We start from the raw sequence: 12,064 nt of genomic DNA on the forward strand, positions 1-12,064 counted from the left end.
CTTACTCAATATTCTGCACTTGTTCGCGCATCTGCTCGATCAACACCTTGAGGTTGACGGCGGCCTGGGTGCTGCGCGGGTCGAAGGCTTTGGAGCCCAGTGTGTTGGCTTCGCGGTTGAGCTCCTGCATCAGGAAGTCCAGACGCCGCCCGGCGGCACCACCGGATTTGAGTACCCGGCGAACTTCGATGATGTGAGTGCTCAGGCGATCCAGTTCTTCGGCGACATCGCTTTTTTGCGCGAGGATGACCATTTCCTGTTCAAGGCGCTGCGGGTCGAGTTCGGCCTTCATGTCGGCAAAGCGGTCGAGGACTTTCTGACGCTGGGTAGCGAGCATCTGCGGTACCAGTTCACGCAGGGTCACGACGTCTTCTTCGATGGAAGTCAGGCGGTCATTGATCAAGCGAGCCAGCTCTGCGCCTTCGCGCTCGCGGCCAGCTTTCAAGTCCTTCAAACCCTGATTGAACAGGGACAGGGCTTCGGCGTTCAGCGCTTGCGGGTCGGTCGCATCGGCCACCAGCACGCCGGGCCAGGCCAGCACTTCCAGTGGATTCAGTGCAGCGGGATTCTTGATCAGCCCGGCTACGGTTTCCGCAGCGGCAACCAGTTGCGCGGCGCGTTCGCGATCGACTTGCAGCGGCTTGCCGGTGCTTTCCTCGGTGAAGCGCAGCGTGCACTCCAGTTTGCCCCGCGACAGGCCCTGGCGCAGCGCTTCACGCACGGCGCCTTCGAGGTCGCGAAATGATTCGGGCAAACGCAGGTGCGGTTCCAGATAGCGGCTGTTGACCGAGCGCAGTTCCCAGCTCAGGGTGCCCTGGGCGCCGGCTTTTTCGACGCGGGCGAAGGCGGTCATGCTGTGCACCATGGCGGTGACCTCGCAATGCAGATCGGCGCGAAACGCTGTTTCGCAGGCGCGATTTCAATGAATTTAAGCCGACTGGCAGCAAAGGCGCAGGATTGTAGCGCAGTGCGGCGAATGCGCCCAAACACACGGTGTGACAAAGCGCTGCAGCCCGTCGGTTATGCGCGCTTGAGGGGCTTCGGTCGTCGGCCGGCGGTTTTAACCAGTGCCCACTCGCGGTGCAGCGCTCTATAATGCTCGGCAGTTTTCCGTCCTCAGTACAGGTATCCCTATGAAACGTCCAAGTGGTCGCGCTGCCGATCAGCTCCGCTCGATCCGCATCACCCGCAACTACACCAAACACGCCGAGGGATCCGTACTGGTCGAATTCGGTGATACCAAAGTCATCTGCACCGTCAGCGTCGAAAACGGCGTGCCGCGTTTCCTCAAAGGTCAGGGCCAGGGCTGGCTGACTGCCGAATACGGCATGCTGCCACGCGCCACCGGCGAGCGTAACCAGCGTGAAGCCAGCCGTGGCAAGCAGGGCGGTCGTACGCTGGAAATCCAGCGTCTGATCGGCCGTTCCCTGCGCGCAGCGCTGGACATGTCCAAGCTCGGCGACGTGACCCTGTACGTCGATTGCGACGTGATCCAGGCCGATGGCGGCACTCGCACCGCCTCCATCACTGGCGCCATGGTTGCGCTGGTCGATGCCTTGAAAGTGATCAAGAAGCGCGGCGGCCTGAAAGGCGGTGACCCGCTCAAGCAGATGATCGGCGCGGTCTCTGTGGGCATGTACCAGGGCGAGCCGGTGCTGGATCTGGACTATCTTGAAGATTCCGCGGCTGAAACCGACCTCAACGTAGTGATGACCAGCACCGGCGGTTTCATCGAAGTGCAGGGCACCGCTGAAGGCGCGCCGTTCCAGCCTGACGAGCTCAATGCCATGCTGGAACTGGCCAAGCAGGGCATGAACGAGATCTTCGAATTGCAGAAGGCCGCACTGGCCGACTGAGGTTCTTGACTACAAGGAGAACATGATGAGTGACGAGCAAGCGTTGCTGCCCAAACCGAGCCAGGAGGTTCGCCAATGGGCGATGTTCTGTCACTTGTCCGCCTTGCTGGGGATCTGGATTCCGTTCGGCAATCTGATCGGGCCGCTGATCCTTTGGCAGATGAAACGCGAGAAGGACCCCTTCATCGATGCGCAGGGCAAAGAGGCGCTGAATTTTCAGATCACTGTCGCCATTGCCTCGATGATCTGCTTCCTGCTCATGCTACTGATCATCGGTTTCTTCCTGTTTGGCTTGCTGGCGATCGCGGCATTGGTTCTGACGATCATTGCAGGTGTCAAAGCCAACGAAGGTTTCCCATACAGATATCCGTTCACCTGGCGATTGATCAAGTAACGGTCAGCTTAATTGCAGTATAAAAAAACACCCCGCTACCGGGGTGTTTTTATTTGTGCAACTAAAAAGTTTGGTTTTATTGTAGGACTAATCTTTTGTCGATGTGCGGTTTGGCATTTGTTTACGGATATTTTTTTTATTTAAATCTTTGGTCACAACTGATCGGTGAAGTGCGTGTTGCCGCCCTTGTTATTGGCGTGAGCAGGTTGTTAAAGTTGCCCGATGTAATGTTTTGATTGAAACATTTCGATATGTTCAAGCCATCGATGGCACTTGAATTCCCCAGTAATCAGTGTTGATAAAATCAGCCGGTTCACCCGTCGGGCCAAGGTTAGCGCTCGCCTCGTGAATACTTAGCCAAGAATAATCCACATGATTGAGCTCGATTTCTACGGCACGCTCGTGGCCGCTTCTTTAGTACTACTGCTCGGACGCGGACTGGTTACGCGTATTGGCTTTCTGCGAAGTTACAATATTCCCGAACCGGTAGCGGGTGGCTTGGTGGTCGCCGTGCTCCTGTTGGTATTGCGCACTTTTGATATTGAAGTCCGCTTCGATACATCACTGCAGACACCGCTGATGTTGGCTTTCTTTGCCACGATCGGCTTGAGCGCGGACCTTGCCAGTCTGAAGAAGGGCGGTCGCATTGTCGGTATCTTCCTGTTGGCGGTCATTGGCTTGTTGGTGGTGCAGAACGCCATGGGCATCGGACTGGCCACTTTGCTCGGGCTCGACCCTTTGATGGGCTTGCTGACAGGCTCGATCACGCTCGCCGGCGGCCACGGCACTGGCGCTGCATGGGGCGCGGTGTTCAGCGAGAAATATGGCCTGGCCTCGGCTTCGGAACTGGCGTTGGCCTCGGCGACATTCGGTCTGGTGCTGGGTGGTCTGATCGGTGGGCCCGTCGCGCGGTTGCTGATCAAGCGTGTGCAAGTGCCCGGCAGCCCCCAGCAAGCGCCGCGACTGCCACGAGGTTTCGAGCAGCCGAACAAGGAGCGCTCGATCACGCCCTTTTCTTTCGTCGAAACACTGGCGCTGATTGCCGTCAGCCTGCTCGCAGGTAATCTTTTGAATGGCCTGCTGCATGGCACTGCTTTCGAGCTGCCGACCTTTGTTTGCGTGTTGTTTGTGGGCGTGATGTTACGTAATGGACTTTCAGCGCTTGGGTTGTATCAAGTATTCGAGCGTGAAGTTTCTGTGCTCGGCAATGTCAGCCTCTCGCTGTTTCTGGCGATCGCGTTGATGTCGCTCAAGCTATGGGATCTGGCGGCGCTGGCATTGCCGATCTTCATCATTCTGGCCGTGCAGGCGCTGGTCATGGCGCTGTTTGCGATTTTTGTAACGTTCCGGGTAATGGGCAGTAACTACGATGCCGCGGTGCTCGCTTCGGGACATTGCGGCTTTGGGCTGGGTGCTACGCCTACGGCCATCGCCAACATGCAAGCGGTGACGCAGCGCTATGGCCCTTCGCAAATCGCGTTTCTGGTGGTGCCGATGGTAGGAGCGTTCTTCATCGATATCGTTAACGTCATCGTGATCAAGTTGTATCTGACCTTGCCATTCTTCGCGGCGGTCTAGGGCGCACGGCGCATAAAAAATGCCCGCATCTCTCGATGCGGGCATTTTCTTTGGCTGCGATAAAACGCTTAGATGGTCAGCGTCCAGTCGTAGTCGACGATCAGCGGCGCGTGCTGCGAGAACCGTGGCTGACGCGGCAGGCGTGCGCTGCGCACCGAGCGACGCAGGCCTGGGGTCAGGATCTGATAGTCGAAACGCCAGCCCAGATTGAGCATCTCGGCCTGTTCGTTATCCGGCCACCAGCTGTACTGGTCGCCTTCGCGGCTGACTTCACGCAGCGCATCGACATAGCCCATATTGCCGACAATCTCGTCCATCCAGGCGCGTTCCGGCGCCAGGAAGCCTGGAGATTGCTGGCTGTCGCGCCAGTTCTTGATGTCGAGTTTCTGCTGCGCAACGTACAGCGAGCCACAATAAATGTACTCGCGACGTTTGCGTCGCTGTTTGTCCAGGTACTTGCCGAAATCGTCCATGAGCTTGAACTTCTGGTTCAAGTCCTCATCGCCGTTCATCCCCGAAGGAAACAGCAAGGTGGCAATACTGACTTTGTCGAAATCTGCTTGCAGGTAGCGCCCGTAGCGGTCGGCCGTCTCGAAACCGAGACCGCTGATGACAGCCTTCGGTTGCAACCGCGAATACAAAGCCACGCCGCCTTGGGCAGGGACTTCAGCATCGCAGGCATAAAGGAAGTAGCCATCCAGTTGGAAGGCTGGGTCATCCAGTTCAAAGGCGGAGGCACGGGTGTCCTGCAGGCAGATGACGTCGGCATTCTGGGCTTGCAGCCAACTGAGCAAACCGCGCTCGACTGCCGCCTGAATACCATTGACGTTCACACTGATGATCCGCATAAATGGCCCCAAAAATCGCGTGCGTGTATGATACACGGCGTCAAGCTAATTAGCTAAATCCGTGGTATTTGGGGTTTTTTTCATGCAAGCGTATCAGCGCGATTTCATTCGTTTTGCCATCGATCGCGGCGTTTTGCGCTTCGGTGAGTTCACCCTGAAGTCCGGGCGCACCAGTCCCTACTTCTTCAACGCCGGCCTGTTCAATTCGGGTTCGGCCCTGGCGCAACTGGGACGTTTCTACGCTGCGGCCATCGCCGAAAGCGGCATCCCTTTCGACGTTCTGTTTGGCCCTGCCTACAAAGGTATTCCGCTGGCGGCCACGACCGCCGTTGCGCTGGCCGAGCATCACGACCGTGACCTGCCATGGTGCTTCAACCGCAAGGAAGCCAAGGCCCACGGCGAAGGCGGAAGCCTGGTCGGTGCCCCGCTGACTGGCCAGGTCTTGATCATTGACGACGTCATCACCGCCGGCACCGCCATTCGCGAAGTGATGCAGATCATCGCTTCCCAGGACGGCGCCAAGGCCGCCGGCGTATTGATCGCACTGAACCGTCAGGAGCGTGGCAACGGCGAGTTGTCGGCAATCCAGGAAGTCGAGCGCGACTTCGGCATCCCGGTGATCAGCATTGTTTCGCTGAATCAGGTGCTGGAATTCCTCGCCGACGATCCGCAGCTCAAGCAACACCTCCCAGCCGTGGAAGCGTACCGCGCGCAATTTGGCGTTTGACCAATGTGGGAAGCCTGCTCGCGAATGACCGCCACACTGAACGATGTGAGGCGAATACCGCTTTCGCGAGCAGGCTCGCTCCCACAAAAAGAAGACCCAGTTCAGGCTGCTGAATTGGGTCATTTTGTTAGCGATTAACGCAGATTTCGCCATTTGAGGAGCAGCCTCAGCGCCAGTCCGACGTTGACCAGCGCAAACACCAGCAGCGCAACCACCACCATCACATACAGCGTGCGATCCACATCGAAATCCCAAAGGTCCAGCGTGCTGCTGCGCATGATCCCGACTGCTGCCGGCAAGTTAACGTAAAACAGCGCCACAAAAGCACACGTCAGTGGTAGTGCTCGCCAGTAGAAAGCAGCCATCACCTTGTCTCGACTGCGCTTGCGGCCCTGCAAACCCTTTTGATATTCATCCTCAGCCAACGCTTCGTTGAGTGCGGGCCACGCCAGGTTGAACATGAACGTGGTCAAGGTCAGCAGCAAGCCACTGACCGCGACGATGTCACTGAACGACATTCAGGCCCAGCGTTGCGCAGAGCAATGCGTGGGAATCCTCGCTGATCTCGAACTGTCCGGCGCTGCCCTTACGTTTGGTGATGGGTTTGAAGGTCGGCTCGTTTTGGGTGATGAGCATGTTCAGTTCGTCGCGAATCACGTCCGAGCTGATCACCACCAGATACACATTTTGCGCGTGTTCGGCGGACTCGATCACCGCGCGCATACTGTGCTGCAGGATGTCGTCGAGTTGGTTGCGAAAACGCGAAACGGTGTTCTTCAGCAGGGTTTTGCTTTGGCTCTGGGTCAGTTGAAAGATCGTCGATATCTGCGATTCGGTCGGCAGGGTTTGCCCGAAGTAACTCTGAATCAGATACAGCAGGCGATCCTGCTTGGCCTCGTCTGCCCGGCTAGGCATGCCGCCCTCGACCAGCATTTTCAGGTATTCGGTCAGGCTGGCCTTGGCGATGCGCTCCAGCGCATGGGCGATTTCGGCGTCGCCGATGCGCAGGGTCTTTTTCACCGGTTCCTTCTGTTCCTGCTCGAAAGCGTCGGCGTCGATCGTGAACGAGATCTGCATGGCTCAGGCGCTCCGGGATTATTTTTTGCTGGCAGCCGGCTTTTCGGATTTTTCCGGGTACGGATCTTGTGGGGCGTCACCTTGGCCGGTGAGGGTTTTCCAACCGTTCAGGACATGCGCCGTTTTCCTGAACTGCGGGCAGGGCGGCATAGAGGTTTTGGCTTGATTGGAATAACGATGGCCGCAGTCCACGCATTCGTAGGTGCCTGCTGAAACATCGCTGCCGTAGGGAACGTAATCTTTCTGCATGAGTGAATCTCCGTTGGATGAGGGGAAGATCCTAGGGAGATTTATTCTGAAGGGATGTCGGACGTTTCGCTGTGTGGAGTCAGGCGTTTCCTGCGCGCATAAAAAAGATCGCAGCCTTCGTCAGTTCCTACAAAAGCGGATTCTCGCATGTGCGAAATCCCTGTAGGAGCTGCCGAAGGCTGCGATCTTTTGCTTTCAGCGATCAGCCATCAAGGACGCTTGCGATTACTGATCAGCGTGCCCACACCGGTATCGGTGAAGATTTCCAGCAGAATCGCATTCGGCACACGACCGTCGATGATCAACGAACTGCCCACCCCGCCCTGAACCGCTTCCAGTGCGCAGCGGATCTTCGGCAGCATGCCGCCGTAGATCGTGCCGTCGGCAATCAGATCGTCGACCTGCTGGGTGCTCAGGCCGGTCAACACGGTGCCCGACTTGTCCATCAGGCCAGCGATGTTGGTCAGCAGCATCAGCTTTTCAGCTTTCAGTGCTTCGGCAACCTTGCCCGCCACCAGGTCGGCGTTGATGTTGTACGACTCGCCATTCTCACCCACGCCAATCGGCGCGATGACCGGGATGAAATTGCCTTTGACCAGCAGATTCAGCAACTCGGTATTGATGCCGACGACTTCGCCGACGTGGCCGATGTCGATGATTTCCGGCTGGGTCATTTCCGGGGTCTGGCGGGAGACAGTGAGCTTCTTCGCCCGGATCAGCCCGGCATCTTTACCGGTCAGGCCGATGGCACTGCCACCATGGCGGTTGATCAGGTTGACGATGCTCTTGTTGACCTGACCGCCAAGGACCATTTCCACCACGTCCATGGTCGCCGCGTCGGTGACTCGCATGCCGTCGACGAAATGGCTTTCGATCGACAGGCGCTTGAGCAGATCACCGATCTGCGGGCCGCCACCGTGCACGACCACCGGGTTGATGCCCACGGCTTTCATCAGCACGATGTCGCGGGCGAAGCCGGTTTTCAGCTCCTCGCTTTCCATCGCGTTGCCGCCGTATTTGATCACCAGGGTCTTGCCGACATAGCGTCGGATGTAAGGCAGCGCTTCGGACAGGACCTTGGCAGTGTTGGCGGCGGCTTCGCGTTCGAGGGTCATTCAGGGCTCCGGGTGGATCAGAACGGTAGTTGGAGATCAGGTGCAACGCGTTTCAGTTGGACGTGGAACACATCCTTGATGCGCTGCAATTCAGCCGCGTCATCGGCCTCGAAGCGCAGCACCAGCACCGGTGTGGTGTTGGATGCGCGCACCAGGCCCCAGCCTTTGGCGTAATCAACCCGCACGCCGTCGATGGTGGTCAGGTCGGCGCCTTCGCCCCACTGAGCATCGTGCAGTGCATCAATGATGCTGAATTTGCTCTCTTCGGTCACATGGATATTGATTTCCGGCGTGGAAATATCGTTGGGGAAGGTCGCAAACAGCTCTTCGGCTGTGGATTTTTCCTTGCTGAGGATCTCCAGCAGACGTGCGGCGCTGTAGATGCCGTCGTCGAAACCGAACCAGCGTTCCTTGAAGAAGATGTGCCCGCTCATTTCGCCGGCCAACAGCGCGCCGGATTGTTTCATTTTCTTTTTGATCAACGAGTGACCGGTCTTCCACATTAGCGGCCGACCGCCGTATTCCTTGATCAGCGGCACCAGGCGACGGGTGCATTTGACGTCGAAGATGATTTCCGCGTCCGGGTTACGCGCCACTACGTCGCGGGCGAACAGCATCAGCAGACGATCCGGGTAGACGATGCTGCCGGTGTTGGTCACCACGCCGACGCGGTCGCCGTCACCGTCGAAGGCCAGGCCGATATCGGCGTTGGTTTCCTTGACCTTGGCGATCAGGTCGACAAGGTTCTCCGGTTTGCCCGGATCCGGGTGATGGTTCGGGAAGTTGCCGTCGACTTCACAAAACAGCGGGATGACTTCGCAGTTCAGCGCTTCGATCAGTTGCGGGGCGATCACGCCGGCCGCGCCGTTGCCGCAGTCGACCACGACTTTCAGGCGCCGGGCCAGTTTGATGTCCTTGACGATTTCCGTGTTGTAGCGGTCAAGGATTTCGACTTGGGTGACGCTGCCCTGGCCGGTGCTCAGGTCGTTGTTCTTGATGCGTTCGTGCAGCACCTGAATCTGCTCGTTGGCGAGGGTGTCGCCAGCGATGACGATCTTGAAGCCGTTGTAGTTCGACGGGTTATGGCTGCCGGTGAGCATCACCCCGGACTTGCCGGCCAGCACGTTGGCGGCGTAGTACAGCGCCGGCGTCGGCACCAGGCCGACATCGCTGACGTGGCAACCGCTCTCGGCGATGCCGCGAATGAGTTCCGCGACCAGCTCCGGGCCGGACAGGCGACCGTCGCGACCGACCGACACATTCGGTTCACCCTCGGCCAGACTCTGCGAGCCGATGGCGCGACCGATCCAGTAGGCTGTTTCGCCGTTGAGGTATTCCGGCACGGTGCCACGAATGTCGTAGGCGCGGAAAATGCTGTCAGGCAGTTTCGGGGCGATCTTGGCGGGGGTATTCATCTGCGGAAATGCTCCATCTCGAAAAGGGCGGGACAGACCGGCGAAATCTTCGACGGCAGGCTCAAACTGAAGGGTATGACGGCGTTTTCCACAGAGAGTTCGTGCTATGAAAGGGCCATGACGCCTCGCCTGGCCGGGCTTGCGGCCGGCAAAACCTTGATTTTCCGCGCTTAACCGTTCTGGTGAATCTGCACAAATTTCCCCTGTAGGAGCTGCCGAAGGCTGCGATCTTTTGATTTTGCTTTTTAAAGATCAAGATCAAAGGATCGCAGCCTTCGGCAGCTCCTACAGGAGGTGACTCCGGTTATTTGGTGCCGGTGTGGCCAAAGCCTCCGGTACCGCGCTCGGTCTCGACGAACTCTTCCACCATCTCGAAATGCGCCTGTACCACCGGTACCAGCACCAGTTGCGCCAGACGTTCGCCGACGGTCATGGTGAAGTCACTCCGGCCGCGGTTCCAGCAGGAGACCATCAGCGGTCCCTGATAATCGGAGTCGATCAGGCCGACCAGATTGCCCAGCACGATGCCATGTTTATGGCCCATGCCCGAGCGCGGCAGGATCAGCGCGGCGAGATTCGGGTCGCCGATGTATACCGACAGGCCGGTGGGAATCAGTACGGTTTCACCCGGTTTGATCACGATATCCTGTTCCAGCATGGCGCGCAGGTCGAGGCCGGCGGAGCCCGGTGTGGCGTATTGCGGCAGCGGGAATTCGGTACCGATGCGTGGGTCGAGGATCTTGGCTTGCAAAGCGTGCATGTAAATTAAACCTGGTTCAGACGTTCGGCGATAAAAGTGACCAGTTGGCGAGCAATCTTGCTCTTGCTGGTCTGGGCGAAAACCGTGGCGTGCAGCTCACGGTCGATGACGCTGCAGGCGTTTTCTTCGCTGTTGAAACCGATGCTCGGGTTGGCGACGTCGTTGGCGACGATCAGATCGAGATTCTTGTCCTTCAGCTTGCGTGCAGCGTAGTCGAGCAGGTGTTCGGTCTCGGCGGCGAAGCCGACACTGAACGGACGATCGGGGCGGGTCGCGATGGTGGCGAGAATGTCCGGATTGCGCACCATTTGCAGGACGAAGCCGTCGCCGCTCGTAGGATCTTTCTTGAGTTTATGCGGGGCGACGACTTCAGGGCGGTAGTCCGCTACCGCTGCCGACGAAATGAACACATCGCAAGGCATGGCAGATTCGCAGGCGGCGAGCATGTCGCGGGCGCTGACCACGTCAATCCGCGTCACGCGATCAGGCGTCGGCAGGTGCACCGGGCCGCTGATCAAAGTCACGCGGGCGCCGGCTTCGACTGCTGCTTCGGCGAGGGCGAAACCCATTTTGCCGGAGCTATGGTTGGTGATGTAGCGCACCGGGTCGATGTTTTCCTGGGTCGGGCCGGCGGTGATGACCACATGCTTGCCGGTCAAGGCCAGACGCTGGAAGCAATCGGCGGCGAGCAGCGCCAGATCGGTAGCTTCCATCATGCGGCCCATGCCGACGTCGCCGCAGGCCTGGCTGCCCGAGGCTGGGCCGAAAGTCTTCAAGCCACGGCTTTCCAGCAGTTGCAGGTTGGCCTGGGTCGCCGGATCGCGCCACATCGCCTGATTCATCGCTGGCGCGACAGCAACCACGGCGTCGGTGGCCAGCACCAGTGTGGTCAGCAGGTCATTGGCAATGCCCTGGGCCAGACGAGCAATCAGGTCGGCGGTGGCCGGGGCGATCAGTACCAGATCGGCCCATTTCGCCAGTTCGATATGGCCCATGGCGGCTTCGGCGGCAGGGTCGAGCAAGTCGAGGTGAACCGGGTGCCCCGACAGGGCCTGCATGGTCAGCGGGGTAATGAACTCGGCGCCGCCATGGGTCATGACCACGCGCACTTCGGCACCCTGGTCGATCAGGCGGCGAACCAGATCGGCGCTCTTGTAGGCCGCAATGCCGCCGCCGACGCCCAGAACGATGCGTTTCCGATACAGCCGCTGCATAGGTCTGCCTTTCATTTCGTTGATGACGGCGGCGCGATGCCCCTCCCCAGGGTTGAATCGACCGCCAAAAAGATGGGCTACGATATCACAGCGACCGCTACGGAACAGCGGCGCCCACAGACAAGGAGGTGCTATGAGTATTCGCGATTGGCCGGCGGCGGAACGGCCGCGGGAAAGGCTGTTGGAGCATGGGGCAGGGAGTCTTTCAGACGCTGAGCTGTTGGCGATTTTTCTGCGCACCGGATTGCCTGGAAAAAGCGCAGTCGACCTCGCCAGACATCTGCTGACGCAATTTGGTGGCCTGCGTTTGCTGCTCGAGGCCGATCAGGGCGCATTCAGCAAACAACTGGGCCTCGGCCCGGCCAAGTTCGCCCAACTGCAAGCCGCGCAGGAAATGAGCAAACGCCATCTGGCCGAGCGCTCACGACAGAAACCGGCACTGGAAAACCCTCAGGTCGTACGCGATTACCTCAAGGCAATGCTGCGGCATGAGCCGCACGAGGTGTTCGGCTGCCTGTTTCTCGATTCAAAGCACCAGGTGCTGAATTTCGAGGCGCTGTTTCGCGGCTCTATCGACAACACCAGCGTGCACCCTCGGGAAGTGGTGAAGCGCGCGCTGGCCAATAACGCGGCGGCAGTGATCCTGTGTCATAACCATCCGTCCGGGAATACCGATCCGAGTCAGGCAGATCGGCTGCTGACCAAGCGCCTGCAGAAAGCGCTGGAGCTGATTGACGTGCGAGTGCTCGACCACTTTATCGTCGGTGACGGCGAACCGCTGTCGATGGCGGAGTGTGGCTGGATGTAGTTCTCGGCGCCAATTCTGGAACT

General features: G+C 58.8%; 13 protein-coding genes and 1 pseudogene. 5 read left to right on the forward strand and 9 right to left on the reverse strand.

The genetic code is table 11. From position 1 onward, the window contains the following. Nucleotide 1: 1 nt before the first annotated feature. Nucleotides 2–865: a YicC/YloC family endoribonuclease gene (locus AC4IHP_RS01400; protein WP_460122318.1), complete on the reverse strand. Its 864-nt coding sequence runs from the start codon at nucleotides 863–865 to the stop codon at nucleotides 2–4. A 268-nt stretch (nucleotides 866–1,133) separates the two neighbouring features. Between AC4IHP_RS01400 and rph the strand changes: the two genes are divergently transcribed. The 3 genes from rph (at nucleotide 1,134) to gltS (ending at nucleotide 3,828) form a co-directional block, all read left to right on the forward strand. After that, nucleotides 1,134–1,856, forward strand: a complete 723-nt coding sequence (gene rph, locus AC4IHP_RS01405; RefSeq protein ID WP_024014799.1) for a ribonuclease PH — start codon at nucleotides 1,134–1,136, stop codon at nucleotides 1,854–1,856. A gap of 25 nt (nucleotides 1,857–1,881) precedes the next feature. Next, nucleotides 1,882–2,250, forward strand: coding sequence for a DUF4870 domain-containing protein (locus tag AC4IHP_RS01410; protein WP_186531021.1), 369 nt, complete (start codon nucleotides 1,882–1,884; stop codon nucleotides 2,248–2,250). A 372-nt stretch (nucleotides 2,251–2,622) separates the two neighbouring features. Next, nucleotides 2,623–3,828 (forward strand): sodium/glutamate symporter, encoded by a 1,206-nt coding sequence (gene gltS / locus AC4IHP_RS01415; protein WP_460122314.1) that lies wholly within the window; start codon nucleotides 2,623–2,625, stop codon nucleotides 3,826–3,828. Nucleotides 3,829–3,896: 68 nt separating this feature from the next. Here the strand turns inward: gltS and crc are convergent, their stop codons facing one another. Next, a complete protein-coding gene (crc, locus tag AC4IHP_RS01420; RefSeq protein WP_016772543.1) occupies nucleotides 3,897–4,676 on the reverse strand; it encodes a catabolite repression control protein Crc in 780 nt (259 codons plus the stop codon). A gap of 82 nt (nucleotides 4,677–4,758) precedes the next feature. Between crc and pyrE the strand changes: the two genes are divergently transcribed. Beyond that, nucleotides 4,759–5,403, forward strand: coding sequence for an orotate phosphoribosyltransferase (gene pyrE / locus AC4IHP_RS01425; protein ID WP_460122312.1), 645 nt, complete (start codon nucleotides 4,759–4,761; stop codon nucleotides 5,401–5,403). 134 nt (nucleotides 5,404–5,537) lie between these two features. On the opposite strand, the gene AC4IHP_RS01430 is transcribed toward pyrE, so the two are convergent. The 7 genes and pseudogenes from AC4IHP_RS01430 to coaBC form a co-directional block, all read right to left on the reverse strand. Beyond that, nucleotides 5,538–5,921 (reverse strand): hypothetical protein, encoded by a 384-nt coding sequence (locus tag AC4IHP_RS01430; protein WP_490830695.1) that lies wholly within the window; start codon nucleotides 5,919–5,921, stop codon nucleotides 5,538–5,540. Continuing rightward, nucleotides 5,908–6,480 carry a hypothetical protein gene (locus AC4IHP_RS01435; protein ID WP_460122308.1) on the reverse strand — a complete coding sequence of 191 codons (573 nt, stop codon included), beginning with the start codon at nucleotides 6,478–6,480 and terminating at the stop codon, nucleotides 5,908–5,910. Before AC4IHP_RS01435 ends, AC4IHP_RS01430 begins: the two co-directional genes overlap by 14 nt. A gap of 18 nt (nucleotides 6,481–6,498) precedes the next feature. Beyond that, complete coding sequence (locus AC4IHP_RS01440) at nucleotides 6,499–6,729, reverse strand: hypothetical protein (RefSeq protein WP_016772547.1); 231 nt, start codon at nucleotides 6,727–6,729, stop codon at nucleotides 6,499–6,501. A gap of 209 nt (nucleotides 6,730–6,938) precedes the next feature. Further along, nucleotides 6,939–7,844, reverse strand: a complete 906-nt coding sequence (gene argB, locus AC4IHP_RS01445) for an acetylglutamate kinase (RefSeq protein ID WP_016772548.1) — start codon at nucleotides 7,842–7,844, stop codon at nucleotides 6,939–6,941. Between the two features lie 17 nt (nucleotides 7,845–7,861). Next, nucleotides 7,862–9,238: pseudogene (locus AC4IHP_RS01450) on the reverse strand (phosphomannomutase/phosphoglucomutase); the annotation flags it as partial. Nucleotides 9,239–9,563: 325 nt separating this feature from the next. Further along, entirely contained in the window at nucleotides 9,564–10,019 is a 456-nt protein-coding gene (gene dut, locus AC4IHP_RS01455) for a dUTP diphosphatase (RefSeq protein WP_490830696.1), read from the reverse strand. 5 nt (nucleotides 10,020–10,024) lie between these two features. Beyond that, entirely contained in the window at nucleotides 10,025–11,233 is a 1,209-nt protein-coding gene (coaBC, locus tag AC4IHP_RS01460) for a bifunctional phosphopantothenoylcysteine decarboxylase/phosphopantothenate--cysteine ligase CoaBC (protein WP_039757372.1), read from the reverse strand. A gap of 133 nt (nucleotides 11,234–11,366) precedes the next feature. Between coaBC and radC the strand changes: the two genes are divergently transcribed. Then, nucleotides 11,367–12,041, forward strand: coding sequence for a RadC family protein (gene radC / locus AC4IHP_RS01465; protein ID WP_460122305.1), 675 nt, complete (start codon nucleotides 11,367–11,369; stop codon nucleotides 12,039–12,041). Nucleotides 12,042–12,064: the final 23 nt, after the last annotated feature.

Source organism: Pseudomonas sp. UF-293, assembly GCF_058245595.1.